General features: G+C 71.6%; 28 protein-coding genes. 17 read left to right on the top strand and 11 right to left on the bottom strand.

Annotation, left to right across the window (positions count from 1 at the left end; translation table 11 throughout):
* Window positions 1–591 carry a hypothetical protein gene (locus IEZ25_RS17565; RefSeq protein ID WP_191200743.1) on the top strand — a complete coding sequence of 197 codons (591 nt, stop codon included), beginning with the start codon at window positions 1–3 and terminating at the stop codon, window positions 589–591.
* 22 nt (window positions 592–613) lie between these two features.
* On the opposite strand, the gene IEZ25_RS17570 is transcribed toward IEZ25_RS17565, so the two are convergent.
* The 4 genes from IEZ25_RS17570 to mobA form a co-directional block, all read right to left on the bottom strand.
* The gene (locus IEZ25_RS17570; protein WP_318152303.1) at window positions 614–1,261 is read right to left on the bottom strand and encodes a bacterial proteasome activator family protein; all 648 of its coding nucleotides are present in this window, start codon (window positions 1,259–1,261) and stop codon (window positions 614–616) included.
* A 31-nt stretch (window positions 1,262–1,292) separates the two neighbouring features.
* Window positions 1,293–2,261 (bottom strand): NAD(P)H-quinone oxidoreductase, encoded by a 969-nt coding sequence (locus IEZ25_RS17575; protein WP_224749188.1) that lies wholly within the window; start codon window positions 2,259–2,261, stop codon window positions 1,293–1,295.
* Between the two features lie 4 nt (window positions 2,262–2,265).
* The gene (locus IEZ25_RS17580) at window positions 2,266–2,589 is read right to left on the bottom strand and encodes a DUF6457 domain-containing protein (RefSeq protein WP_191200745.1); all 324 of its coding nucleotides are present in this window, start codon (window positions 2,587–2,589) and stop codon (window positions 2,266–2,268) included.
* A gap of 95 nt (window positions 2,590–2,684) precedes the next feature.
* The gene (gene mobA / locus IEZ25_RS17585; RefSeq protein ID WP_191200746.1) at window positions 2,685–3,251 is read right to left on the bottom strand and encodes a molybdenum cofactor guanylyltransferase; all 567 of its coding nucleotides are present in this window, start codon (window positions 3,249–3,251) and stop codon (window positions 2,685–2,687) included.
* Window positions 3,252–3,287: 36 nt separating this feature from the next.
* Here mobA and IEZ25_RS17590 point away from each other — a divergent pair, with 36 nt between their 5' ends.
* Genes IEZ25_RS17590 through IEZ25_RS17610 form a run of 5 tightly spaced genes read left to right on the top strand, consistent with a single transcriptional unit; the run spans window position 3,288 to window position 7,262 of the window.
* Complete coding sequence (locus tag IEZ25_RS17590) at window positions 3,288–4,055, top strand: carbon-nitrogen hydrolase family protein (protein ID WP_191200747.1); 768 nt, start codon at window positions 3,288–3,290, stop codon at window positions 4,053–4,055.
* A gap of 11 nt (window positions 4,056–4,066) precedes the next feature.
* Window positions 4,067–5,239, top strand: a complete 1,173-nt coding sequence (locus IEZ25_RS17595; protein WP_191200748.1) for a hypothetical protein — start codon at window positions 4,067–4,069, stop codon at window positions 5,237–5,239.
* Window positions 5,240–5,284: 45 nt separating this feature from the next.
* Complete coding sequence (locus tag IEZ25_RS17600; protein WP_191200749.1) at window positions 5,285–5,512, top strand: biotin/lipoyl-binding carrier protein; 228 nt, start codon at window positions 5,285–5,287, stop codon at window positions 5,510–5,512.
* Window positions 5,513–5,550: 38 nt separating this feature from the next.
* On the top strand, window positions 5,551–6,207 hold the full coding sequence (locus tag IEZ25_RS17605; protein WP_191200750.1) for a Pr6Pr family membrane protein: 657 nt from the start codon (window positions 5,551–5,553) through the stop codon (window positions 6,205–6,207).
* A gap of 44 nt (window positions 6,208–6,251) precedes the next feature.
* Window positions 6,252–7,262 carry an aldo/keto reductase family protein gene (locus IEZ25_RS17610; protein WP_191200751.1) on the top strand — a complete coding sequence of 337 codons (1,011 nt, stop codon included), beginning with the start codon at window positions 6,252–6,254 and terminating at the stop codon, window positions 7,260–7,262.
* A gap of 165 nt (window positions 7,263–7,427) precedes the next feature.
* On the opposite strand, the gene IEZ25_RS17615 is transcribed toward IEZ25_RS17610, so the two are convergent.
* A complete protein-coding gene (locus IEZ25_RS17615; RefSeq protein ID WP_191200752.1) occupies window positions 7,428–8,693 on the bottom strand; it encodes an MFS transporter in 1,266 nt (421 codons plus the stop codon).
* A gap of 72 nt (window positions 8,694–8,765) precedes the next feature.
* Between IEZ25_RS17615 and IEZ25_RS17620 the strand changes: the two genes are divergently transcribed.
* A complete protein-coding gene (locus IEZ25_RS17620; RefSeq protein WP_191200829.1) occupies window positions 8,766–9,098 on the top strand; it encodes an ArsR/SmtB family transcription factor in 333 nt (110 codons plus the stop codon).
* 18 nt (window positions 9,099–9,116) lie between these two features.
* Here the strand turns inward: IEZ25_RS17620 and IEZ25_RS17625 are convergent, their stop codons facing one another.
* Entirely contained in the window at window positions 9,117–9,725 is a 609-nt protein-coding gene (locus tag IEZ25_RS17625) for a vitamin K epoxide reductase family protein (protein ID WP_191200753.1), read from the bottom strand.
* A 128-nt stretch (window positions 9,726–9,853) separates the two neighbouring features.
* Here IEZ25_RS17625 and IEZ25_RS17630 point away from each other — a divergent pair, with 128 nt between their 5' ends.
* From IEZ25_RS17630 to IEZ25_RS17640, 3 genes are read left to right on the top strand one after another with little or no spacing between them, the layout of a single operon-like run.
* Window positions 9,854–10,759, top strand: coding sequence for a cation diffusion facilitator family transporter (locus IEZ25_RS17630; RefSeq protein ID WP_191200754.1), 906 nt, complete (start codon window positions 9,854–9,856; stop codon window positions 10,757–10,759).
* Window positions 10,760–10,794: 35 nt separating this feature from the next.
* The gene (locus IEZ25_RS17635) at window positions 10,795–11,415 is read left to right on the top strand and encodes a hypothetical protein (protein WP_191200755.1); all 621 of its coding nucleotides are present in this window, start codon (window positions 10,795–10,797) and stop codon (window positions 11,413–11,415) included.
* Window positions 11,416–11,474: 59 nt separating this feature from the next.
* On the top strand, window positions 11,475–11,744 hold the full coding sequence (locus IEZ25_RS17640; protein WP_224749189.1) for a GlsB/YeaQ/YmgE family stress response membrane protein: 270 nt from the start codon (window positions 11,475–11,477) through the stop codon (window positions 11,742–11,744).
* An 81-nt stretch (window positions 11,745–11,825) separates the two neighbouring features.
* On the opposite strand, the gene IEZ25_RS17645 is transcribed toward IEZ25_RS17640, so the two are convergent.
* The gene (locus IEZ25_RS17645) at window positions 11,826–12,596 is read right to left on the bottom strand and encodes an HAD-IIA family hydrolase (RefSeq protein ID WP_191200831.1); all 771 of its coding nucleotides are present in this window, start codon (window positions 12,594–12,596) and stop codon (window positions 11,826–11,828) included.
* An 80-nt stretch (window positions 12,597–12,676) separates the two neighbouring features.
* Between IEZ25_RS17645 and IEZ25_RS17650 the strand changes: the two genes are divergently transcribed.
* Window positions 12,677–13,042, top strand: a complete 366-nt coding sequence (locus tag IEZ25_RS17650; protein WP_318152305.1) for a metallopeptidase family protein — start codon at window positions 12,677–12,679, stop codon at window positions 13,040–13,042.
* Between the two features lie 28 nt (window positions 13,043–13,070).
* Here IEZ25_RS17650 and IEZ25_RS17655 read toward each other — a convergent pair whose 3' ends face one another.
* Window positions 13,071–15,578 (bottom strand): MMPL family transporter, encoded by a 2,508-nt coding sequence (locus IEZ25_RS17655; RefSeq protein ID WP_191200756.1) that lies wholly within the window; start codon window positions 15,576–15,578, stop codon window positions 13,071–13,073.
* A 45-nt stretch (window positions 15,579–15,623) separates the two neighbouring features.
* On the bottom strand, window positions 15,624–16,280 hold the full coding sequence (locus tag IEZ25_RS17660; RefSeq protein ID WP_191200757.1) for a TetR/AcrR family transcriptional regulator: 657 nt from the start codon (window positions 16,278–16,280) through the stop codon (window positions 15,624–15,626).
* Between the two features lie 231 nt (window positions 16,281–16,511).
* Here IEZ25_RS17660 and IEZ25_RS17665 point away from each other — a divergent pair, with 231 nt between their 5' ends.
* A complete protein-coding gene (locus IEZ25_RS17665; protein ID WP_191200758.1) occupies window positions 16,512–16,754 on the top strand; it encodes a hypothetical protein in 243 nt (80 codons plus the stop codon).
* A 19-nt stretch (window positions 16,755–16,773) separates the two neighbouring features.
* Here IEZ25_RS17665 and IEZ25_RS17670 read toward each other — a convergent pair whose 3' ends face one another.
* Entirely contained in the window at window positions 16,774–17,811 is a 1,038-nt protein-coding gene (locus IEZ25_RS17670) for an alcohol dehydrogenase catalytic domain-containing protein (protein ID WP_191200759.1), read from the bottom strand.
* Window positions 17,812–17,861: 50 nt separating this feature from the next.
* Entirely contained in the window at window positions 17,862–19,142 is a 1,281-nt protein-coding gene (locus IEZ25_RS17675) for a thymidine phosphorylase (protein WP_318152306.1), read from the bottom strand.
* A 180-nt stretch (window positions 19,143–19,322) separates the two neighbouring features.
* Here IEZ25_RS17675 and IEZ25_RS17680 point away from each other — a divergent pair, with 180 nt between their 5' ends.
* The 5 genes from IEZ25_RS17680 to IEZ25_RS17700 are packed head-to-tail and all read left to right on the top strand — an operon-like array spanning window position 19,323 to window position 23,612.
* Window positions 19,323–20,357, top strand: a complete 1,035-nt coding sequence (locus IEZ25_RS17680; RefSeq protein ID WP_191200761.1) for an extracellular solute-binding protein — start codon at window positions 19,323–19,325, stop codon at window positions 20,355–20,357.
* A gap of 40 nt (window positions 20,358–20,397) precedes the next feature.
* On the top strand, window positions 20,398–21,246 hold the full coding sequence (locus IEZ25_RS17685) for an ABC transporter permease (protein WP_191200762.1): 849 nt from the start codon (window positions 20,398–20,400) through the stop codon (window positions 21,244–21,246).
* Window positions 21,246–22,031, top strand: a complete 786-nt coding sequence (locus IEZ25_RS17690) for an ABC transporter permease (RefSeq protein ID WP_191200763.1) — start codon at window positions 21,246–21,248, stop codon at window positions 22,029–22,031. The genes IEZ25_RS17685 and IEZ25_RS17690 overlap by 1 nt, the downstream gene beginning before the upstream one ends.
* Entirely contained in the window at window positions 22,021–23,187 is a 1,167-nt protein-coding gene (locus IEZ25_RS17695; protein ID WP_318152307.1) for an ABC transporter ATP-binding protein, read from the top strand. The genes IEZ25_RS17690 and IEZ25_RS17695 overlap by 11 nt, the downstream gene beginning before the upstream one ends.
* Entirely contained in the window at window positions 23,184–23,612 is a 429-nt protein-coding gene (locus tag IEZ25_RS17700; protein WP_191200764.1) for a cytidine deaminase, read from the top strand. Before IEZ25_RS17695 ends, IEZ25_RS17700 begins: the two co-directional genes overlap by 4 nt.
* Window positions 23,613–23,685: the final 73 nt, after the last annotated feature.

Genomic DNA, 23,685 nt, shown 5'->3' on the forward strand with positions numbered 1-23,685 from the left:
ATGTCCCGTGCCGTGATCCGTTCCCTGGGCGCCGCCGCCGCGCTGCTGCTGGCGTGCCTGGGACTCGTGCTCACGGTCAGCACCCCGGCCAGCGCCGCGTGCTCCTGCAAGCAGGGCCAGCTCGAGCAGCAGGTCAACCGGGCCGACGCCGTCTTCATCGGCACCATCGACAAGGTCGCCACCGAGGGCAACGACACGACGTACGACGTCACGGCCTCGCGTGCCTACGCCGGCACCCCGGCGCGCTCGACCCAGGTCGTGTCCACCTCCACCGGCGGCCGCAACGACTGCGGTCTTGGGGGGCTCACGGTCGGCACGACCTACGTGTTCCTCGCGACCGGCGCCGAGGCGCCCTACGTCACCGACCGATGCAGCGGCACGAGCCTGGCCAACCCCAACCGGATCGGCAAGGTCGAGGCGCTGCTCGGCGAGGGCACGTCGGTGGACCCGCCACCGCCGCCGACCGCCGTGCTGACCAAGGTCGAGGAGTCGCCGCCGGCCGGCCTGGCGCGCACCGCCGCCCCCGGGGCGGCCGCCGCGATCATCGGCCTGCTCGGCCTCGTCGTCGTGCGCCGCCTCGCGCGCCGCTGACCAGGACCCGTCCAGCAGCCTCCTAGAGGTACATACCGCCCGAGGGTCCGCCGGATCCCTCCGACGCCTCGCCTCCGGGCATCGTGGGCATGCCGGTCGGCTGGTGCTGCGGCTCGCCGCCGCCCTGACCCATCGGCAAGGCGCGGCGCATCTGCTCGAGCTGGGCGCGCGAGGCGACCTGCTGGGCGTAGATCGCGGTCTGGATGCCGTGGAAGAGACCCTCGAGCCAACCCACGAGCTGGGCCTGGGCGATGCGCAGCTCGCCCTCGGACGGTGTGCCGTCCTCGGTGAACGGCAGCGACAGGCGCTCGAGCTCCTCGACGAGCTCCGGCGCGAGGCCGGACTCGAGCTCCTTGATGGAGGCGGCGTGGATCTCCTTCAGGCGCTGGCGGCTGGCCTCGTCGAGGGGCGCCGCCTTCACCTCCTCGAGCAGCTGGCGGATCATGCTGCCGATCCGCATCACCTTCGCCGGCTGCTCGACCAGCTCGGTGATGTGGCGCTCGCCCCCGCCGTCCCCGTCGCCGTCCTCGGCGTCGCCGCCGTCGGAGGAGACCTGGGTCATCGCCGGGAGCGCGCTCGCCGGGATCGTGCCGATCGGCTGACCGTCGGGTCCGACGACCACGACCATGTCCTCGCTCGCTCCGGCGGACTCGGGCTGCTGCTCAGTCATGCCACGACCCTAGCCGGACCCCACAGGCCGATCAGAGCGTGAGGACGAACTTCCCCGCGTGGCCGCCGGTCTCCATCAGCTCGTGGGCCCGGGCGACGTCCTCGAGCGGCATCGTCGCCTCGACGATCGGTCGGACCTTGCCCGAGGCCACGAGCGGCCAGACGTTCTCGACCACGCCGCAGCAGATCGCGGTCTTCTCGGCGAGCGGCCGGGCACGCAGCGAGGTCGCGGTGACCGAGGCCCGCTTGCGGAGCAGCGCGTTGATGTCGAGCTCGCCCGTGGCGCCGCCCTGCATGCCGATGATGACCAGGCGCCCGCCCGTGGCGAGGGCCGAGACGTTGCGACCGAGGTACTTCGCGCCCATGTTGTCGAGGATGACGTCGGCGCCGCCAGCCTTCTCCAGCACCTCGACGAAGTCCTCGTCGCGGTAGTTGATCGCGTGCGCGGCACCGAGCGATCGGCAGAGCTCGAGCTTCTCCGGCGAGCCGGCGGTGGTGAACACCTCGGCACCCAGCGCCGAGGCGAGCTGGATCGCCATCGTGCCGATGCCGCCGGCACCTCCGTGGACGAGCAGGCGCTCGCCCTTCTGCAGGTGGGCGGTCATGAAGACGTTGGACCACACCGTCGCCGCGACCTCGGGCAGGCCGGCCGCCTCGACGAGGGAGAGGCCGGCCGGCACGGGCATGACCTGCCCGACCGGCACCGCCACGCGGGCGGCGTTGCCGCCGCCGGCGAGCAGCGCGCACACCTCGTCACCGACCTTCCAGCCCTCGACGCCCTCGCCGAGCTCGGCGATCCGGCCGCTGCACTCGAGGCCGATGACCTCCGAGGCGCCGGGGGGCGGCGGGTAGACGCCCTTGCGCTGCAGGGTGTCGGCGCGGTTGACCGCGGTCGCGACGACGTCCAGCAACACCTCGCCGGCACCGGGCCGCGGCTCCTCGACCTCGCCGACGGACAGGACCTCAGGGCCACCGGCGCCGGTGGTCACGACAGCACGCAAGGGATCAGTCCTCGTAGAGATCGTCGGAGTGGTCGACCGTCGAGTCGTCCGGGACCTCATCGTCCACGTCGTCGGGATCGGCCGCGTCGGCGGGGCGGTCCCAGCCCTCTGCGAGCCGCTGTGCCTTGGCGGCCAGCCGCTCGACGGTCTCGGGGCTCGCGTCGCCCGCGCCGGCCGCGAAGCCCAGCAGGTACGCCGTGATGGGCGCCGCGGTCTTCTGCACGTTCTGGGCGGCGATGCGCGCCAGGTCGAGCACGAGCCCCTCGTCGAGCTCGGTCTCGACGTCGAGCACGTCGCTCAGCTCATCGATCCAGTCGTGGAGGTTCACGATCCCAATCTCTCGCACCGCCGGGGTCGCGGCAAGGGAGTCGGGTCGATCCGGGCGTGTCCGGAACCTTGGACGCACCTGCGACGGCACCAGCGTCAGGACGGGGGCGGACGGAGGTCGCGCAGGTCGTCCCAGGAGTCGACGTCGACCGCCTCGTCGCCGTCCGTCGGCACCTCCGCGAGGTCCAGCGGGGCGAGCAGCCGGCGCAACGACATGCCGTGCTGCTCCTCCGGCCCGGGTCGTACGTCGGCCAGGCGGGCCGTGTCGATCACCCCGGCGAGCTGTCGCCGGCCGTCGCCGTCGTGGAGGAACGCGCCGTCCCGGCCGGGCGCCGCCTCGCGCAGCCGCCGCATCGTCGTCGCCGTGACGCGCGGCATGTCGACCGCCAGCACGCCCAGGAGCCGGGGCCGGCGCGGCAGCGCGTCGAGGCCGGCCAGCAGGCCGGCGACCGGTCCGCCGCGGGGCGGGTCCTCGCACGCGAAGGTCACCGGCCGGTCGGTCGACACGCGGGTCGGCGCGACCACCACGACATCGTCGGCGTCGAGGAACGCCTCGATCGCGTGGGCGAGCAGGGTGCGGCCGTCGAGCTCGACGCTCGCCTTGTCGACCCCGTCCATCCGCACGGCGGTGCCGCCGGCGAGGACGACGCCGCTGAAGTCCATGCGGGCATCCTCGCAGGCCGTCCTAGTCTGAACCCCATGACCGATCACCTGCGCGTGCGCGTCCACCAGTGGGCGAGCGGGCTCGACCCGGCCGACAACCGCGTCCGCCTGGCGCAGGGCGTCGCGCCCGGTGCGGACCTGGTCGTGCTCCCCGAGGCCTTCGCCCGCGACTTCGGTGCCGCCGGCTCCGACGTGAGCGCGTACGCCGAGCCGCTCGACGGGCCGTTCGCCCACGAGGTCGCCCGCGTCGCCGACGCGGCCTCGTGCACCGTGGTGGCCGGGATGTTCGAGACGGCCGAGGACCCCGGTCGCCCCTACAACACCCTCGTCGCGCGCGGGGGTGCGTCGGCGTCGTACCGCAAGATCCACCTCTACGACTCCTTCGGCTACCGCGAGTCAGACCGGCTCACCGGAGGTGCGCTCGACCCGGTCGTGATCGAGGTCGCGGGCTGGCAGGTGGGCCTGATGACCTGCTACGACCTGCGGTTCCCCGAGCTGGCCCGCCGGCTCGTCGACGCGGGCGCCGAGGTCATCGTCGTGCCGGCCGCGTGGCTGCCCGGCGAACGCAAGGTCGAGCACTGGCGCACGCTCCTGGCCGCCCGCGCGATCGAGAACACCTGCTTCGTGGTCGGCGCCGGGCAGCCGGAACCGCGCTACAGCGGCCACTCCGCGGTCCTCGGTCCGCTCGGTGACACCCTCGCCGCCGCCGCCGGCGAGGAGGAGACGCTGGAGGTCGTCCTCGACCGCGAGGAGCTCGCGGCGGCCCGCCGCACCAACCCGTCCCTGGCCAACCGCCGGCTGTAACCTCCTCCGTCGTGTCTTCCCCCACCTCCAGCAGCCCGCGCGGGTCCGCGCGCGGCAAGCGGGCTGCCGACCGGCCGCCGTCGCGGCTGCGGCGTGGGCGCAGGTCGGTCGCGGTCGAGCCGCCGCCGACGCCACCGACCCTCCCGGTCGCTCCCGTCGTGGAGGATCCTCCGTTCCCCGGGCCGGGGCGCCGGATGCTGGCGACCTGGTTCGGCGTGCTCGCCCTCGGGTGCGCCGTCCTCGCCTGGTCGGCCGTCAACGGCATCTGGCACCACAACCAGACCCTGCGGGCGATCGGGGCCGGCCCGGAGTGGATCGACGGCGTCGGCTCGGTCCTGGTGGTCACCGCGCTGGCGTGGTTCCTCGGCACCCGCACGGCCGGTCGCCCCCTCATCTCGGCGGGCCTCGCCTTCGTCCTCGGCGTCGCGAGCCTCCTCGTCGGTGGCCGGGTGCTGCCGACCGGTGCCGCGGTGATGACCTGCGTCATCGGCAGCGTGTACGCCGTGATGGTGACCGTGCCGGCCGTGACGTGGCTGCGCTCGGTCCGCGAGGTGCTCGTGTCGACGGTCGTCGCCGGGATCACCGCGTTCGCAGCCGTGGGCTTCGAGCCGACCGTCGCCACCGAGCGCTTCGACCTCGCAGCCCTCTTCCTCGCGCTCGGCCTGGTCTTCACCATCGTCTACCGACTCGGCGCCGGACTGCACGGACTCGGCAGGCGCGGGCTGATCGTCGTCGCGATCGGCATCGCCGTGCTGGTCCTGACGCTGGCGTACGCCGAGCTGCTGCGCCGCTACGGCGCCCAGTCCTTCGTCTCCTCGATCCTCGACTTCACCGACTGGACCACCGACCGCATCGGCGCCTTCCCGCGGCCGCTCGTCGTGCTCCTGGGCATCCCGGCGCTCGTGTGGGGCACCCACGTCCGCGCCCGCCGGCGCCAGGGGTGGTGGGTGTGCGCGTTCGGCGTCGCGGCCACGGTGCCGCTGGCCACGGGCCTCGTGTCGCCGGACAGCTCCTACGCCGACGCCGGCCTGCGGGCGGCGTACTCCCTCGTCCTCGGTGTGCTGCTCGGCTACCTGATCATCCGCGCCGACCTGGCGCTGACCGGGACCAAGGGTCGCGGCGGACGCCGCGCCGAGGAGGCCGGGCCGCACCGGCCGGAGCCGCGCCGGTTCGCCGAGCTGTGAGGTCCGATCCCTGCATACGGCGCGGTAACCGCTAACGTCGGCGGCATGGCCCGTCCCACCTCCCTCGAGATCGTGTCCGAGCTGGTCGCCAACGTGCTGGTGATCGAGGTCGCGGAGGGCGACCGCGTCGAGGCCGGTGACACCGTGGTGCTGCTGGAGTCGATGAAGATGGAGATCCCGATGCTCGCCGAGCGCGCGGGCACCGTCACCGCCATCAAGGTGACGGTCGGCGACGTCGTGCAGGACGGCGACGTCCTCGTCGTCCTCGACTGATCCTCGCTGCCGACTCCTCGGAGCCCTAGGCTCCTGCCATGAGCCCCGCGCGCGCCCGGACCGTGCACCTCGTCGTCGCCGTCCTCGCCTGGGGAGCGGTGCTCTTCCAGCTCGTCCTGGTGCTCCGGGGCTCGGACGTGCTGCTCGAGGACGACCCGCCCGGCATGGGGGAGCGCATCTATCGCTTCTTCGCCTACTTCACGATCCAGAGCAACCTGCTGGTCGCGATCCCCTCCACGGTCCTGGCCCGCGACCCGCTCGCCGACCGGCCCTGGTGGCGGGTGGCACGGCTGGCCGGCCTCGTCGGCATCACCGTCACCGGGCTGGTGCACTTCTTCCTGCTCCGTCCGCTGCTCCACCTCGACGGTGCCGACTGGCTCGCCGACAAGTGGCTGCACATGGTCGTCCCGGTCGTGGCCGTCGCCGCCTGGGCCTGGGTCGGACCCCGGCCGAGGGCCAGCGTGCGGGACGCGGCGTACGCCATCGTCTGGCCCATCGCGTGGACGGCGTGGACGCTGGTCTTCGCCGAGATCGACGGGTGGGTGCCCTATCCGTTCATGGACGCCGACAAGGACGGCTGGGGCCCGGTCCTCGTCGCGTGCGGCGGGATCACGCTGCTGTTCGTCGGCTTCTTCGCGCTCTACGTGTGGCTCGACCGCACGCTGTCGCCGACGCCGCCCTCGGCCGAGGCTTGAGCCGCGCCGTCGCGGGCGCGCGGGGCCGGGGCTAGTGTCGAGGGATGGAATTCCGATACCTCGGCGACAGCGGACTCAAGATCTCCGAGATCACCTACGGCAACTGGCTCACCCACGGCTCCCAGGTCGAGAACGACGTCGCCACGCAGTGCGTGCGCGCCGCGCTCGACGAGGGCATCTCGACCTTCGACACGGCTGACGTCTACGCCAACACCGCGGCCGAGACGGTGCTCGGCGAGGCGTTGAAGGGCGAGCGGCGCGAGTCGCTGGAGATCTTCACCAAGGTCTACTGGCCGACCGGCCCGAAGGGCAAGAACGACGTCGGCCTGTCCCGCAAGCACATCATGGAGGGGATCAACGGCTCCCTCGAGCGCCTGCAGACCGACTACGTCGACCTCTACCAGGCCCACCGCTTCGACACCGAGACCCCGCTCGAGGAGACGATGCAGGCCTTCGCCGACGTCGTGCGCCAGGGCAAGGCGCTCTACATCGGCGTCAGCGAGTGGACCGCCGACCAGATCCGCGCCGGCGTCGAGCTGTCCAAGGAGCTCGGCTTCCAGCTGATCTCGAGCCAGCCGCAGTACTCCATGCTCTGGCGCGTCATCGAGGACGAGGTCGTGCCGGCCTCGCGGGAGCTCGGTGTCTCGCAGATCGTGTGGAGCCCGATCGCGCAGGGCGTGCTCACCGGCAAGTACAAGCCCGGGGCAGAGCCGCCGGCCGGCTCGCGCGCGACCGACACCAAGGGCGGCGCCGACATGATCTCGCGCTGGATGAAGGACGACGTCCTCACCGCGGTGCAGGACCTCGAGCCGATCGCCTCCGACCTCGGGCTGAGCATGGCCCAGCTCGCCGTCGCCTGGGTGCTCCAGAACGACAACGTGGCCGCCGCCCTCGTCGGTGCCTCGCGCCCTGAGCAGGTCGCCGACAACGTCAAGGCCGCCGGCGTACGCCTCGACGCCGACGTGATGAAGCGCATCGACGACGCCATCGGCTCGGTCGTGGTCCGCGACCCGAAGCTGACCGCGGAGAACTCGCCGAAGTCCCGCCCGGTCTGACCCGCGCCGCCGCGGTCGTGGCGCCGGGCCTGCGGTCTGGAGGCAACGACCGTCGCCCGCGCCGGACACGTGTCCGCGAAGTTGCCCTGAGTCGGACCGATCGGGGGCGACATCTCGGACACGTGTGCGTCCGGGCGGGAGTACGACGGCTCCGGACGGCGGCGGTCAGGCGACCCGCGTGATCCGGTAGCGCACGAACGCCGGCACGAGGAGCGCGGCGAGGACTGTGAAGACCACCACGAGCACGCCGCCACCCGCCGCGGCGACCGCGGCACCGGTGGCTGCCGCGGTCGCACCGTGGGCCACGTCGGCGATGCGGGGTCCGCCGGCGACCACGACGATGAAGATGCCCTGCAGGCGCCCGCGGACCGAGTCGTCGGCGGCGGCCTGGAGCATCGACATCCGGAAGGCCGCTGAGGCCATGTCGGCCGCGCCCCCGATCGCGAGCATGAGGACCGCGACGGTGAGCATGGCGGCCGGGGCGAGCGAGGCGAACATCGCCGAGACGCCGAAGCCGACCATCGCCACGCCCCACACGACGATCGAGATGATGACCGCGAGGCCCTGGCGCTCGACCCGCGAGACCCAGCCCGACAGCACGCCGCCGACGACCGCGCCGGCCGGGATGGCGGCGAAGAGCAGGGCGAAGGCCAGCCCGCCCTCGCTCGGTCCGCCGAAGTCGACGTGCGCCATCTCGGGGAACAGCGCCCGCGGCATGCCGAAGACCATGGCGATCAGGTCGACGACGAAGGACATCATCAGCACCGGCTGGGTGCGCAGGTAGCGGAACCCGTCGATCACCGCCGACAGCCCGGGTGTCACGGTCGCCCCGATGACCGGCAGCGCGGGGAGGCCGACCACCGCGCCGAGGGTGGCGAAGAGCGTGATCGTGTCGAGCAGGTAGAGCCACGAGAAGCCGATCAGCGGGATCAGCGCGCCGCCGACGAGGGGGCCCGCGATACCACCGGCCTGCATCACGGTCATGTTGAGCGAGTTGGCCGCGGGCAGCAGCTCCTTGTCGAGCAGCCTCGGGAGCAGGGCCGAGCGCGTCGGCTGGTTGACCGCGAAGAACGCCTGCTGCACCGCGAACAGCGACAGCAGCAGCCACACGTCCTCCGCGCCGAGCGCGGCCTGGGCCCAGAAGCACGCGCTGGTCACGATCAGCCCGGTCGTGGTGATCATCAGCAGCGTGCGCCGGTCGAAGACGTCGGCCAGCGCGCCGCCCCACAGACCGAAGACGACCAGCGGGATCAGCCCGAAGACACCGGTCAACCCGACGTACGCCGACGAGCCGGTCATCGCATAGATCTGCGCGGGCACCGCCACGACGGTCAGTTGGGCTCCGATGACCGTGACGATGTTGGCCAGCCACAGCCGCTTGAAGTGCGGGTTGGCGAGCGGCCGGGTGTCCGCCAGCAGTCGCCTGTCCACCTTCGCAGGCTAGGCGACCCGCAGGCGGGGCCGGGTGGGTGGTCCACGATGACCTAGCATCGTCGGGTGGCGATGAAGCAGGAGACCGACGGCCTGACCGCCGAGGCCGCCCTCTTCCACGCGCTGTCGGATCCCTCGAGGCTGCTGATCGTGCGCCACCTCGTCCTCGGTGAGCACCGCGTCGTCGACCTCACCGCCCACCTCGGTCTGGCGCAGAGCACCGTCTCCAAGCACCTCGCGTGCCTCAAGGACTGCGGCCTGGTCACCTCGCGTCCGGAGGGGCGGGCGTCGATGTGGTCGCTCAACCACAGCGACGAGCTGCTCGAGGTCCTCGGCACCGCGGAGCGCCTGCTCGACCTCACGGCCGTCAGCCCCGGGCACCACTACGAGGACCACCACGGCTGAGGGAGCGGACGGCGCGCCTCAGAGCAGGGTCGACCAGTAGTCCCAGAACCGCTCGAGGATCAGCAGCACCACGACCATGTAGGCGAGCACCAGCAGCGGTGCGTGCCAGTCGCGCAGCACTGCCGCCGGTCGCCCGGCCGCGCCTTTGCCGAGGACGCCCGCCGAGACGTTGCGGAGCGTGACGTAGAGGAACATCGGGATCACCACGACCCACACGACCATGCAGTAGGGGCAGAGCGCGCCGATCCGGTAGAGGCTCTGGAAGACCAGCCACGAGATGAAGACCATCGCGACGGTGACGCCGACTTGGAGCCCGGCCCAGTACCACCGGGCGAGCCGCGCGCCGCCGAGCAGCGCCATGCCCGTCGCGATGACGACGGGGAACGACGCGACGCCGATGATCGGGTTGGGGAAGCCGAGCAGCGAGGCCTGTGCGGACTCCATCACGTTGCCGCAGCTGAGCACCGGGTTGATGCTGCAGCTGGGCACGTACGAGCTGTCCTCGAAGAGCCGCAGCCGCTCGAGCAGCAGCACGAAGGCTGCCACGAAGGCGATCAGACCGCCGACGACGAGGCCCCAGGCGAGGCGGCGGTCGTCGGTCACCGGCTCCGGGTCGTGCTGGCTCATCCGTGGTCCTCGGCGCGTGGGCGGGTCTGGTCGGCTCCATCCTGCGGCATGCGAGCAAGGTGGACGGCGACGCCCCGTCCGGTCTATCATCGCCAAAGAGCGATGACAAAGATGACAGGCGATGGAGGATGCACGTGGGTGCAGGACACGGTCACGGCAGTGCGGCGGGCCGGCACCGCTGGCGCCTGGCCGTCGCGTTCGGCCTCGTCGCGAGCTTCTTCGTCGTCGAGCTCGTGGTCGGCCTCGCCGCCCAGTCGCTCGCGCTGATCTCCGACGCCGGCCACATGGCCGCCGACGTGGTCGCGCTGGGCGCCGCGCTCGTGGCGACCAAGATCGCCACCCGGCCCGACGGCACTGGTCGACGTACCTACGGCTCCTACCGCGCCGAGGTGTTCGCCTCCGGCCTCACGGTGCTGATCATGCTGGGCGTCTCGGCGTTCGTGGTGATCGAGGCCGTAGGCCGCATCGGCGGGCCCGTGGAGGTGGCGTCCGTACCGATGCTGGTCGTCGGCGCCCTCGGTCTGCTCGTCAACGTCGTCTGCCTGGCGCTGCTGCGGAGCGGGGCGCGGGAGTCGCTCAACGTCAAGGGCGCCTACTTCGAGGTGGTGGCCGACGCCGCCGGCAGCGTCGGAGTCATCGTCGCCGGGCTCCTCGTCAGCCTCACCGGCGCCGGCCAGTGGGACACCGTCGTCGCCGTCGCGATCGGTCTCTTCGTCGCGGTCCGGGCGGTGGTGCTCGGGCGTGAGGTGCTCGCCGTGCTCGGGCAGCACGCTCCGCAGGACGTCGACCTCGCCGCGGTCGTGCGCGACCTCGAGCAGGTCTCGGGCGTCGCCGAGGTGCACGACCTCCACGCGTGGACGCTGACCTCCGGGATGAACGTCGCCACCGCCCACCTCGTGGTGTGCGTCGGCGCCGACGCGCAGGCCGTCCTCGCCGGTGCGCAGACCACGCTGCGCGAGGGCCACGGCATCGACCACGCCACGCTCCAGGTCGAGGCCAACCCCGCCAAGGAGTGCCACGCCGCATCCTGGTGAGGTCGGCCGCGCCCACCCGATGAGAGGGTGTGCGCGTGACCGAGGCAGCCATCGAGCGTACGACGACCCCGACGATCGCGAAGACGGCGAACGTCCTGGCCAAAGGGCTGCTGGTCGGGATGCTGTTCCTCGCGGTGCTGTACCCCGACCAGGCCAACCTGCGCGACAAGGCCGCCGGGCTCCGCGCCGTCGGCTATCCGCTGGCCTCCTTCGTCGTGCCGGTCCTGTGGTGGACGCTCTGGCGCGACCGGATCTCGTTCCCGTGGCTGCCCGACCTCCTGATCACCATCACCTGCTTCACCGACATCCTCGGCAACCGGATGGACCTCTACGACACGGTCTGGTGGTTCGACGACTGGATGCACTTCATGAACACCGGGCTCCTCGCGGCGGCGTTCATCCTCCTCACGCTCTCGCGCGAGGTGGGGCTCGGCCGCGTCCTCGAGCGAGCCCTCGCGTTCGGTGCGACCGCGGCCATCGCCTGGGAGGTGGCCGAGTTCTTCGCCTTCATCAGCAGGTCGACCGAGCGGCGCTTCGCCTACGCCGACACGCTGAGCGACCTGAGTCTCGGCGTGCTCGGCGCCGTCGTCGCGGCGATCGTCGTCCATCGCTCGTGGCGCAGCGACCGCCTGCGGCGACCGGGGCCCCTGGCCTAGGCGCGGCTATGGTGGAGGCGGAGTCATTCGCTCCGACCCTCGAAAAGCAGGAGCACACCATGTTCGGGATCATCGGATTCCTCATCGCCGGCCTCATCATCGGAGCGCTGGCCCGACTCATCAAGCCCGGCAAGCAGAACCTGGGCCTCCTGGCCACCCTCGGCCTCGGCATCGTCGGCTCGATCATCGGCGGACTGCTCGCCTCGATGATCGGCACCGGTGACATCGGCGAGCTCAACGTCCTCGGCTTCATCTTCGCGGTGATCGCCGCCGTGCTGCTGATCGGCGTCGCCGAGACCGTCGCGGGCAAGGACAAGACCCGGGTCTGATCCCGGTGCACACCCGCAGCTCCAGAGGCCCGGACGCCCATCCCCGACGGGGTGGGTGTCCGGGTCTCGGCGCGTCGCGGGTCAGGCCTCGTCGGGACGGAACAGCTCGCCGACCAGCGACACCACGTCGGCGATCGAGTCGACGACCCGCGTGGGTCGGTAGGGGAAGTCCTCCACCTGGTGCCGCTCGGTGGCACCGGTCGCGACCAGGATCGTGCGCAGGCCGGCTTCGAGGCCGCTGATGATGTCGGTGTCCATCCGGTCGCCGATCATCACGGTGGTCTCCGAGTGCGCCTCGAGCCGGTTGAGGGCGGAGCGCATCATCAGCGGGTTGGGCTTGCCGATGAAGTAGGGCGAGCGTCCCGTCGCGGTGCTGATCAGCGCGGCCACCGATCCCGTCGCCGGCAGCATCCCCTGGGCGCTCGGACCACTCGGGTCGGGGTTGGTCGCGATGAAGCGCGCCCCGTCGTTGATGAGGCGGATCGCCCGGGTGATGGCCTCGAACGAGTAGGTCCGCGTCTCGCCGAGGACGACGTAGTCGGGGTCGCGGTCGGTCATCACGTAGCCGATGTCGTGCACGGCCGCGGTCAGGCCCGACTCGCCCACGACGTAGGCCGACCCTCCCGGACGCTGGTCGTCGAGGAACTGCGCGGTCGCGAGCGCCGAGGTCCAGATGGAGTCCTCCGGCACGTCGATGCCGCTGCTGCGCAGCAGACGCACGCGCAGGTCGCGCGGGGTGTAGATCGAGTTGTTGGTCAGGACCAGGAAGGGGATCTCCTGCTCGCGCAGGGCGGCGATGAACTCCTTCGCGCCGGGGATCGGGTCCTCCTCTCGGACGAGCACGCCGTCCATGTCGGTCAGCCAGGTGAGGACGGGTCGGGTCTCGGTCACGAGGACAGTCTGACCGAGGTCGGCCGACGTAGGCTCGCATCGTGGAGGAGCTGGTGTCGGCCGAGGCGTTCGACGACCTCGTGCGCGACGCCATCGACGAGCTCCCCGAGTGGGTCGAGCACTTCGTCGAGGACATCGTGATCACCGTCGACGACGCGCCTCCCGCCGACCTGGTCGGCCCGGGCCGCACCCTGCTCGGGCTCTACCGCGGCGTCCCGCGCACCCGCTACGGCGGTCGCCCGCCGGGCTCGATGCCCGACACGATCACCCTCTACCGGCTGCCGATCCTGTCGACCTGCCGCGACGCGGACGACGTACCCGCCCGCGTGCTCAAGGTGCTCGGGCACGAGGTCGGGCACGCCTTCGGTCTCTCGGACGAGCGGCTGCACGAGCTCGGCTGGTACTGACGCGCCGACCCCACCCCGGCGGGCGGGGTCAGGCGTCAGGACCGGCGCGGTGCGTCCCACTCGCCGCCTCGACCGGGTGGCTCCGCTCGAGCCCGGCCCCCTCGACGTCGACGTCGGGGAGGATCCGGTCGAGCCAGCGCGGCAGCCACCACGCGTGCTCGCCGAGCAGGTGCATCGCGGCCGGGATGAGCAGCATCCGGACGACGAAGGCGTCGATCAGGACGCCGAAGGCGAGTGCGAAGCCGATCGGCTTGATCGTCGCGTCGTGGCTGAAGATGAAGCCCGCGAAGACCGAGGTCATGATGATCGCCGCGGCCGTGACCACCGCCCGTCCGGCGCGGAGGCCGTGCTGGACGGCGACCCGTGCAGGTGCGCCGTGGGCGAACGCCTCGCGCATGCCCGAGACGAGGAAGAGCTGGTAGTCCATCGCCAGGCCGAACAGGATTCCGGTCGCGATGATCGGCAGGAAGCTCAGCACCGGTCCGGGTGCGTGGACGCCGAAGAGGTCGCTCAGGAAGCCGAGCTGGAAGATCGCGGTGAGCCCGCCGAAGGCCGCGAGCAGCGAGAGCACGAAGCCCAGCGTCGCGGTGACCGGCACCAGGATCGAGCGGAACACCACGACGAGGATGAGCAGCGAGAGCCCGACGACCAGGACGAGGTAGACCGGCAGCACGCCGGCGAGCTGCTCGGAGATGTCGATGCCGGCGCTGGCGTTGCCGGCGACGCCGAGGGTCGCCCGCTCGCCGTCGCTCGTCGTCGGCCGGAGCTCGCGCAGGTTGTGCACCAGGTCGGTGGTCGACTGGCTCGACGGGGACTGCTCGGGGATGACCTGGAAGGCCAGCGCCGAGCGGTCGGTCGACGCACCGATCGGGACGACGGCGTGGACGTCCCACACCCGGCCGAGCGCCTCGCCGACGGCGGCCTGCTCGGCGACGACGTCGTCCTTCCCGACGGTCTTCGGCAGGTCGGCGACGACTAGCAGCGGTCCGTTGAACCCGTCGCCGAACTTCTCCGCCTGCGCCTCGTAGGCCCGGTAGCCCGACGAGTCGGGTGCCCGGGTGGCACCGTCCGGCAGTCCGAGCCGCATCTGGGTGGCGGGGGCGGCGACGGCGAGGAGCGCGACGACGCCGAGGCCGAGCACCGCCCACGCACGACTGGTGCGCATCGGCTTGTCGCGCTCGCTGACCACCGCGTCGTCGACGCGCTCGCCGGACGCGAGCCGGGCGCGCTCCTTCTTCCTCAGGATGCGGTGGCCCACCAGGGACAGGATGGCCGGGGTGAGGGTGACCGCCATGAGGATCGCGACCAGCACCGCGACAGCCCCGACGGTGCCCATCAGGCCGAGGAAGCCGATGCCCGTCACGTTGAGGGCGAGCAGGGCGACCATCACGGTGACGCCGGCGAAGACGACGGCGTTGCCCGAGGTGCCGTTGGCGAGGCCGAGCGACTCGTGCAGGTCGGCTCCCTGCATCAGCTGACGGCGGTGGCGGTTGATGATGAAGAGCGAGTAGTCGATGCCCACGGCGAGACCGAGCATCACGCCGAGCACCGGCGTCACGGACAGGAACTCCACGGTCCCCGACAGTGAGAGCGACCCGAGCGAGGCGATGCCGACGCCGAGGAGCGCGGTCACCAGTGGCAGCGCCGCTCCGACGAGGGTTCCGAGCATGACGGCGAGGACGATCGCCGCGACGACGACACCGGCGATCTCGCCGGGTCCGAGGATCTCGGGCACGGTCTGGGCGATCTCCTGCGAGGCGAACACCTCGACGCCGTCGATGTCGGCATCGGCGACGAGGTCCTCGATCGCGGTCTTGGTCTCCACGCTGACCTCGTTGGTCGCGACGTCGAAGACCACGTTGGCCACTGCGGCCGAGCCGTCCTCCGACACGCTGCGGTAGGGCGCGGACAGCCGCGACAGCGTGAGGCCCTGCTCGAGCTGCGGCGCCTGGGCCTCAGCCTTGGCGCGCTGCTCGTCCAGCTCGGCCTGGCCCTCGTCGAGCTGCTTCTCGGCCGCGGCGAGCTGGGCGCGTACGTCGGCGAGCGTGCCCGCCTCGCGCGCCTGCTCGCGCTGCTGCTCGAGCGCCGCGCGGCCGCCGTCGATCTGCGCCTGGGCCTCGCGCAGCTTGGCCAGGCCGTCGTCGAGCTGCTCCTTGCCGTCGGAGACCTGCTTCGCCGAGTCGTCGAGCTGTGCCTGGGTCTCGAAGGGGTCGGTCACGTCGGCGACGCCGTCGACTCCTGTGATCCGGTCGAAGAGCTCGCCGAGCTGCTTCTCCTGCTGCGAGGTGAAGGCAGCGTCGTCGGTCGTCTCGGCCACGAGGGCACCGTTGCCGCCACCGGTGCCCTCGAAGTCGTCCTCGAGCTGCTGGGAGACCCGCGTCGTCGGGGTGTCGGGCAGGGTGATCGCCGACGAGAGCGTGCCGGCGAACGACACGTACGTCACCGCGGTCACGGCCAGCAGCGCCAGCCACGCACCGATGACGGTCCAGTGGCGGCGGGCCGCGAAGCGACCGAGACGGTAGAGGAGCTCAGCCATGTGGGGGCAGGCCTTTCGGGGAGGGTGGTGGCGAGGTCGGTGGAGTCAGCCGGAGTGGCCGACACGGAGCAGGTGCAGCAGGCGGTCGACCAGGTGGTCCCAGTCGGCGCGAGCTGCGGGAGGTACGTCGTGGGTGAGGACGTCGTGCCGCTCGGCCCACCGCTGACCGACGGCTGCGAGCCCGTTCGTCAGCAGTGTGAGCGTGAGCTCGAGGTCGAGGGGGTCGAGGTCCGGCGCGCGCTCGCTCAGGCGCTCGCTCAACCGGACCATGACGTGCTCGAACGCGGCCCGCGAGATCCCGCCGACCTTGTCGTCGTCGTGGCCGGCCTCCGGGCCCGCGATCGCCTGGTGGATGCTGACGATCGCGGTCGGGAGGTCGACACCTCGCGTGGCCTCGCAGAGCGCGTCGAGGGCCGCCCTCGCTCCGGCCTCTCCCGGCGGCAGGTCCGTCGTGAGCCGGTCGACGGCCACGAGGAGCTCGTCGATCACCTCGGCAAGGATCTGGTCGCACACCGCGACCAGCAGCTGGTCCACGCCGGCGAAGTGGTTGAAGACCGTACGCCGCGAGACCCCGGCCAGCGCGGCCACCTGGTCGACCGTGAAGCCACCGGCCCCGTGCTCGCTCGCCAGCGCGCGAGCGGCCTCGACGATGGCGTCGTGCCGCTGCTCGCGCGCCGACGCCGGACGACAGAGGAAGTTCACGTCGTCGAGTATTGCACTGAGTGCAAATTGCGCCCGCCCCGTGCTCCGGAATCACCGGATATCCGGTGACCGCCCCGGTTGTGACACCAGATCTCGGCCGCCAAGCGGGAGTCTCGGGTGCGAAGCCCCGGCGGACGCCGACCGGCGGGTTGGAAATCACACCACCCACCCTTTGGATCGATCCAATGGATGTGCGCACACTGGACGTACGACGCTTCCCGAGGAGATCCCATGCGCCTGATCGACGAGCTCAACGAGCTCCACGCCCACTACCGCAGCCAGATCGACCTGGCCGTCGGTCGCGACGACTTCGCAGCCGCCGACCGGCTCGCCCAGGCCTACGAGGACGACGCCATCGCGCTGATGGCCGAGCGCGAGGGCCTCACCTCGATGCTGCCGCTCACCTTCGGCGCGCCGCGCCAGAGCGCGCTGCGGCGCCTGGTCGCCAGGCTCACCACGCGCACCGCCGCCTGATCCGGCTGACCGCCCCGGGTCAGCGGGCGGGGTCGACGATCGTCATCCCGGCGACGGTGAGCCGGTCGAAGCCGGGCAGCAGGAGCGAGGCCTCCGCCAGGTCGACCGTGCGCTCGACCAGTCGCTGCTGCTCCAGGTCCCCGGAGGCGATCAGCGCCATCATGGCCGGATAGTCGACCGCGGCCATGCCGTGGCTGCCCAGGAGGTCGAGCTCCCAGGCGATCACCCGGTCCATCGGCACGCGCGGGTGACCGTCGACCGGAGGCAGCAGGCCCACCTGTGCGAGCCGACCTCGCCGCCGTAGGCCGAGGATGGCCGCGGAGCACGTCTGCTCGCTCCCGACCGCGTCGACCGCCACGTGGCTGCCGCCGCCCGTGAGGTCGGCGACGATCGCCGCGACGTCGGCTCCGTCGGCGAGGACGGCGTGCTCGGCCCCCAGCCCGGTCGCGACCTCGAGCGCCTCGGCGTGGCGGTCGACCGCCACCACCCGAGCGCCGAGCGCTCGGGCGATCATGAGCGCGCTGAGGCCCACGCCGCCCGCGCCCACGACGCACACCCACTCGCCCGGCGCCACCTGCGCGCGACCGACGAGCGCGCGGTACGCAGTGGCGAACCGGCAGCCCAGCGCGGCCGCGGCGGTGGTCTCCACCTCCTCGGGAACGGCGACCAGGTTGGTGTCGGCCGCGTGCAGCGCCACGAGCTCGGCGAAGGACCCCCAGTGGGTGAAGCCCGGCTGCTGCTGGTCGGGACAGACCTGTGCGTTGCCGCTGGCGCACCACTCGCAGCGCCCGCACCCGCACACGAAGGGGACGGTGACCCGGTCGCCCGGCTGCCAGCGCGTGACCCCGGCGCCGACCTCGACGACCTCGCCGGCCAGCTCGTGACCGGGCACGTGCGGGAAGGCGATGTCGTCGTGGCCCGCCCAGGCGTGCCAGTCGCTGCGGCACAGGCCCGTCGCCTGGACCCGTACGACGACACCGCCCTCGGGTGCCGAGGGATCGGGGACCTCGCGGACCTCCGGCTGTGCCCTGACGGCATCGACCACCATCGCTCGCATGCGGGCGATCCTCGCACCGTCGATCCCGGTCGGTCGCCCTCGACCGGCCGCTAGCCGATCCGTGCGAGCACGCGGTCGTGCGGCGGGGGGCTCGGCGCCTCCGGGGTCGTCGCGGCGATGGCGTCGGTGAGGGACATGGCGGCCGCCATCCGATCGGGGGAGGAGGAGTGGACCCGCGCGACCTGCTGCCCCGCACTGACCCGGGTGCCGGCCGAGACCAGCAGCTCGACACCCGCGGTGAGGTCGACCTCGTCCTCCTTGCGCTCGCGTCCGGTGCCGGCGGCACGCCCGACCGCGGCGACCTCCCACGCGTCGAGGACGAGGTGCCCCTCCGTGGTCGCGACGACGTGCTCGACGTGCGTCGCGGTCGGGAGGGTCTGGTCGGGATCGCCACCCTGGGCGGCCACCATGCGTCGCCACACGTCGTACGCGCTGCCGTCGGCGAGCTTGGTCGCGGGATCCACGTCGATGCCCGCGTGGCGCACCATCTCCCGCGCGAGGGCCAAGGTGAGCTCGACGACGTCGCTCGGCCCGCCGCCCTGCAGGACCTCGACCGCCTCGCGGACCTCAAGCGCGTTGCCGACGGTGAGGCCGAGCGGGGTGCTCATGTCCGTCAGCAGGGCGCTCGTCGCGACCCCGAACCGGGTCGCGGTCCCGACCAGGGCACGGGCGAGCTCGGTGGCCTGGTCGAGGTCCTTCATGAAGGCGCCACTGCCGACCTTCACGTCGAGGACGAGGCCCTGGGTGCCCTCGGCGATCTTCTTGCCCAGGACGCTCGCGACGATGAGCGGGACGGACTCCACCGTGCCGGTGATGTCGCGCAGGGCGTACATGAGCCGGTCGGCGGGGGCGAGGTCGTCGCTCTGGCCGCTGATGACACCGCCGACCTCGGTCAGGATGCGGTGCTGCTCGTCGGGGGTGAGCCGGGCGCGCCAGCCGAGGTAGGACTCCATCTTGTCGAGCGTGCCGCCGGTGTGCCCGAGCGCCCGACCGGCGGTCTGCGGGACGACGGCGCCACAGGCGACGACGAGGGGGACCAGCGGGAGGCTGATCTTGTCGCCCACCCCGCCCGTCGAGTGCTTGTCGACCGCGGGTCGACCCAGCGCCGACAGGTCGTGTCGGTGGCCCGAGTCGATCACGGCTCCGGTGAGGGCGACGGTCTCCGCCTCCGAGGCGCCCCAGCAGCACACGGCCATGCAGAACGCCGCCATCTGCTCGTGGGCCACCTCGCCGGCGACGTATCCCTCCACCAGTCCGCGGATCTCCGCGGGGGTGAGCTCCTCGCCGTGTCGCTTCCTGTTCAGCAGCTGTGGGACGGACTGACGACTCACGGGATCTCCTAGGTCAATCGTATGACTAGACGGGAGTGGGAACGATGACACGGATCGGACGAGTTCGGCAAGACCTCTTGACGGGGTGATCGCGGGCGGCCTAGGTTCCCCAGTCATACGAATGACTGCTGGCCATCCGGGTCGGCTCTCGGGCCCATGACGCGCATCGGAGAAGACATCATGAAGCGGAAAGCCCTGGCAGCGGTCGCTGCCCTCGGACTGATGGCGGCCGCGGGCTGCGGGTCGTCGGGCGACGGCTCGGGATCCGGCGACTCGATCGTCTGGGTCGACGGGGGCGGAGCCTTCCACGAGGCGATCGACCAGGGCGTCCTCCAGCCCTACGCGAGCGAGAACGACGTCGACATCGTCTCCGAGGCCGGCACCGACAACGCGAAGCTCCGCGCCATGGTCGAGGCCGACCGGGTGACCTGGGACGTCTACAACGGTGACAACACCTGGGGCACGGAGGCCGACTCCGACTACCTCGAGCCGCTGGACTACTCGGTCATCCCCGAGGACGAGATCCTGGACGGCTATGCCTCGAAGTACCGCGTCGCCAACACGATCTACTCCATCCAGCTCGCCTGGAACACCGACAAGGTCAGTGGCACTCCCCAGGGGTGGGCCGACTTCTTCGACACCGAGACCTATCCCGGCAAGCGCGCCGTCATGGACTACTCCGTCGGTGGCATCGTCGAGATCGCGCTCCTCGCCGACGGCGTCGCCCCCGAGGACCTCTACCCCCTCGACCTCGACCGCGCGATCGCGAAGCTCGACACGATCAAGGACGACCTGGTCTTCTGGACCAGCGGCGCCGAGTCGGAGGACCTCGTCGGCTCCGGTGAGGTCGCGATGGTGATGACCTACAACGCGCGCGCCTACGACGTGAAGAACGAGCTCGGCAAGCCCGTGGACTACACCTTCCGCGACCAGATCCTCGCCGCCTCCTACCTCTCGGTCCCCAAGGGGACCAAGAACAAGGACGCCGCGATGGAGCTGATCGCCTACGCCGTCGGGGCCGACGCCAACGGCAAGCCGAGCCAGTACCTCCCGCTCGCCCCGTCGAACACCGCCGCGACCCCCGACGCCGCGATGGAGAAGGACCTCCCGACCGCGCACCTCGACGAGCCGCACGCCGAGTTCGACGACGTGTGGATCGCCGAGAACTCAGCCGACGTCGAGGCCGCCTACCAGAAGTGGCGCTCCACGCTCTGACGATCCCGCAACGCCACGCTCGATGACGAAGGAGGACACCATGTCGCAACCCAGGACCGGGTCGTTGCACTGGCTGCTGATCATGCCGCTCCTGTGCCTGCTCGCCCTGTTCTTCGTCGCGCCGCTCTACTTCGTCATCGAGCGTGGCTTCACCGACCCGGCCGGCGCCGGACTCGACAACTACCGTCGTGTGCTCGACGACCCGGCCGCCCGCCGCTTCGCGTGGAACACCGTCCGCACGGCCGTCACCGTCACGGTGTGTGCCTCCCTGCTCGGCTACACCTACGCCTACGCGACCTTCAAGGCGTCACGGCGCATGCGGGTGTTCCTGCTCTACTGCGTGCTGGTGCCCTTCTGGACGAGCCTGCTCGTACGGACCTACGCCTGGGCCGTGATGCTCCGCGACGAGGGCGTCATCAACAAGACGCTGGCCTCGCTGGGCATGATCGATGCGCCGCTGCCACTGCTGCGCAACAGCTTCGCGGTCACGCTCGGGATGACCCAGATCCTGCTGCCCTTCGTGATCCTGCCCTGCTACAGCGCGATGACGCGCGTGGACGTCAGCCTCGTGCAGGCCGCCCGCAGCCTCGGCGCGAGCCCCACGAAGGCGTTCTTCCGCGTGTTCTTGCCACTCACGAGGCCCGGGCTGGCGGCGGGCGCGTTCCTCACCTTCATCCTGGCGACCGGCTACTACATCACCCCGGTGCTCCTCGGAGGACCAGGCGACCAGCCGATCGCCGTGCTCATCGAGAACGCGGTCCAGCAGCAGGGTGACTGGGGCCTGGCGGGTGCCCTGGCGGCGCTGACGACCGTGATGGTGCTCGTCGCGCTGATGGCCGGGTGGCGCTCGCTGACGCGCTCGGTGCTCGAGACCGGAAGGAAGAGCTGATGTCCCTCGTCGCGAGGGTCCTGCGCCCGCTGCCCGTCCTGCTCATCGTGCTGCTGCTCGTGCTGCCGTCGCTGGTGGTCGTGCCGATGAGCTTCTCCTCCTCGCAGATCCTCGAGTTCCCGCCGCAGGGCTTCAGCCTGCGCTGGTACGAGGCGATCGCGGGCAACGCCGTCTGGCTCGAGGCCGCGCGCAACAGCCTGGCCGTGGCCCTCGCGGTCGTCGTGCTGTCCACGCTCATCGGCGCGCCGGCCGGGATCGCCATCGGTCTGTGGCGCTGGCGAGGACGGTCCCTCTTCCTCGGCTTCGCCCTGGTGCCGGCCGTGATGCCCCCCATGGTCCTGGCGATCGGCATGTACATCACCTACGCGCGCTTCGACCTGGTCGGCTACTGGGGCCTGGTCGCCGCGCACACCGTGATGGCGCTCCCGTTCGTGGTGCTCACGGTGATGTCCAGCGCCCAGCTCGTCGACCCGACCCTCCTCACGGCCGCGCAGAGCCTGGGTGCGAAGCGGTGGCGCGTGCTCGTCGAGATCGTGCTACCCCTGGTCAAGGGCGGCATGGCCGCAGGGGCGATCTTCGCGTTCATCACCTCGTGGGACGAGGTGGTCGTCGCGATCTACCTGACCGACCCGACGTTCAAGACCCTGCCCGTCGTCATGTGGAACCAGCTGCGGGAGCGGGTCGATCCCAACGTCGCTGTCGTGGCCACCTTGCTGTTCGCGGTGACCAGCCTGGTCATGGCGTACGTCGTGCTCAAGGGAGAGAGGAAGAAGCGTGTCCAGTGAGACCCGTACCGGCAGCGAGGCCGGCCCGTCGCCCAGCGGCCCTCCGGGAGCCGCCGCGCGCGCCCGCGCCGGCACCACGCCGACCGGTGCCGTCCCGGTCGAGCTGCGGGGGGTGAGCAAGTCCTACGGGACGGAGGTCGCCGTCGCGCCGCTCGACCTCACCGTCGAGGCGGGCTCCTTCGTCTCCTTCCTCGGCCCTTCGGGGTCGGGCAAGACGACGACGCTGAAGATGATCTCCGGCTTCGAGCGACCCGATGAGGGTGCCGTGCTCTTCGGGGACCGCGACATCACCTCCCAGCCGCCCGAGCAGCGCGGGGTCGGGGTGGTGTTCCAGAACTACTCGCTCTTCCCGCACATGTCCGTCGCGAAGAACGTCGAGTTCCCCCTCCGGATGCGCGGTGTGGATCGCAGCGACCGGTCGAGGCGGGTCCGCGCGGCGCTCGAGCTCGTCGAGCTGCCCCACGTCGCGAGCCGCAGTCCGCACGAGCTCTCGGGCGGGCAGCAGCAGCGCGTCGCGATCGCCCGCGCGCTGGTCTTCGACCCGGCGCTGCTGCTCATGGACGAGCCGCTCGGCGCGCTCGACCGACGCCTGCGCGAGACGATGCAGCTGGAGATCAAGGCCCTGCACGAGCGGCTCGACGTCACGATCATCTACGTCACGCACGACCAGGAGGAGGCCCTGGCCATGTCCGACCAGATCGTCGTGTTCAACCAGGGCCGCGTCGAGCAGGTCGGGACGCCGCAGGACGTCTACGACCGACCGCGGTCGCTGTTCGTGGCCGACTTCCTCGGGGAGTCGTTCTCCATCAGCGGCCAGGTCACCGGGGGCGCCTTCACCGCGGACGGCGACGTGCCGCTCCGCCTCGACGTCGCTGACGTCGAAGAGGGGCCGGCCCGCTCCATCTGGCGGTCGGGGTCGGTCTCGGCAGCACCGCGGCCCGGGGAACGTGACTCGTGGGCGTGCGTGCCGACGACGGTCGTCGCCTCGGCGTTCGCCGGGGACCACCTCAAGCTCAAGCTGCGAGTCGCCTCCGGCGACGAGGGGATCGTGTCGGTCCCGCCCACCTCGAGCGTCCCGATCGCCGGGGACGCCCTCGACATCTACGTCGACCACGCCCGTGCCGTGGTCGTGAGCGCCTCAGGAGGAACCGCATGACCGTCACCGATGCCGACGTGGCACGCCTCGTCGACGCCGCCACCGCGGCCCGGACACACGCCTACGCCCCGTACTCCGTCCACCACGTCGGGGCCTCCGTCCTGACCCTCGACGGAAGCGTGTTCGCCGGTGCCAACATGGAGACCGTCACTCTCCAGGCCTCGGTCCACGCCGAGCGATCCGCCGTCGTCGCCATGGCCAACGCCGGGCACCGTCGCCTGCGGGCGGTCTGCGTCGTCGGCCCCTACTCCGGCATCCCGTGCTCGGAGTGCCGCCAGACGGTGTGGGAGTTCTGTGGCGCCGACCCCGACGTGGTGGTCGTCAGTGCCCCCACCGACGGCCCGCTCGAGCTGCTCACCATGGGCGCCATCGCGCCCTTCCCCTACGGCCCCGAGACCAAGGGCATCGACCCCACCCAGCACTGAGCCCGCGCCGCGCAGCGCGCGAGCAGCACCCACCCTCACACCACGACCCCTCGGGTCACACGAGTCAGGACAG

The sequence above is a fragment of the Nocardioides hwasunensis genome, assembly GCF_014779665.1.
In the GTDB taxonomy this organism is placed as follows: domain Bacteria; phylum Actinomycetota; class Actinomycetes; order Propionibacteriales; family Nocardioidaceae; genus Nocardioides; species Nocardioides hwasunensis.

Coding starts and splice junctions, on each gene's coding strand:
- IEZ25_RS17565 (WP_191200743.1), top strand. CDS start 1: ATGTCCCGTGCCGTGATCCGTTCCCTGGGCGCCGCCGCCGCGCTGCTG.
- IEZ25_RS17590 (WP_191200747.1), top strand. CDS start 3,288: ATGACCGATCACCTGCGCGTGCGCGTCCACCAGTGGGCGAGCGGGCTC.
- IEZ25_RS17680 (WP_191200761.1), top strand. CDS start 19,323: ATGAAGCGGAAAGCCCTGGCAGCGGTCGCTGCCCTCGGACTGATGGCG.
- IEZ25_RS17690 (WP_191200763.1), top strand. CDS start 21,246: ATGTCCCTCGTCGCGAGGGTCCTGCGCCCGCTGCCCGTCCTGCTCATC.
- IEZ25_RS17605 (WP_191200750.1), top strand. CDS start 5,551: ATGAGCCCCGCGCGCGCCCGGACCGTGCACCTCGTCGTCGCCGTCCTC.
- IEZ25_RS17610 (WP_191200751.1), top strand. CDS start 6,252: ATGGAATTCCGATACCTCGGCGACAGCGGACTCAAGATCTCCGAGATC.
- IEZ25_RS17670 (WP_191200759.1), bottom strand. CDS start 17,811: ATGCGAGCGATGGTGGTCGATGCCGTCAGGGCACAGCCGGAGGTCCGC.
- IEZ25_RS17600 (WP_191200749.1), top strand. CDS start 5,285: ATGGCCCGTCCCACCTCCCTCGAGATCGTGTCCGAGCTGGTCGCCAAC.
- IEZ25_RS17570 (WP_318152303.1), bottom strand. CDS start 1,261: ATGACTGAGCAGCAGCCCGAGTCCGCCGGAGCGAGCGAGGACATGGTC.
- mobA (WP_191200746.1), bottom strand. CDS start 3,251: ATGGACTTCAGCGGCGTCGTCCTCGCCGGCGGCACCGCCGTGCGGATG.
- IEZ25_RS17655 (WP_191200756.1), bottom strand. CDS start 15,578: ATGGCTGAGCTCCTCTACCGTCTCGGTCGCTTCGCGGCCCGCCGCCAC.
- IEZ25_RS17645 (WP_191200831.1), bottom strand. CDS start 12,596: ATGGACGGCGTGCTCGTCCGAGAGGAGGACCCGATCCCCGGCGCGAAG.
- IEZ25_RS17630 (WP_191200754.1), top strand. CDS start 9,854: ATGCACGTGGGTGCAGGACACGGTCACGGCAGTGCGGCGGGCCGGCAC.
- IEZ25_RS17700 (WP_191200764.1), top strand. CDS start 23,184: ATGACCGTCACCGATGCCGACGTGGCACGCCTCGTCGACGCCGCCACC.
- IEZ25_RS17640 (WP_224749189.1), top strand. CDS start 11,475: ATGTTCGGGATCATCGGATTCCTCATCGCCGGCCTCATCATCGGAGCG.
- IEZ25_RS17625 (WP_191200753.1), bottom strand. CDS start 9,725: ATGAGCCAGCACGACCCGGAGCCGGTGACCGACGACCGCCGCCTCGCC.
- IEZ25_RS17665 (WP_191200758.1), top strand. CDS start 16,512: ATGCGCCTGATCGACGAGCTCAACGAGCTCCACGCCCACTACCGCAGC.
- IEZ25_RS17685 (WP_191200762.1), top strand. CDS start 20,398: ATGTCGCAACCCAGGACCGGGTCGTTGCACTGGCTGCTGATCATGCCG.
- IEZ25_RS17620 (WP_191200829.1), top strand. CDS start 8,766: ATGAAGCAGGAGACCGACGGCCTGACCGCCGAGGCCGCCCTCTTCCAC.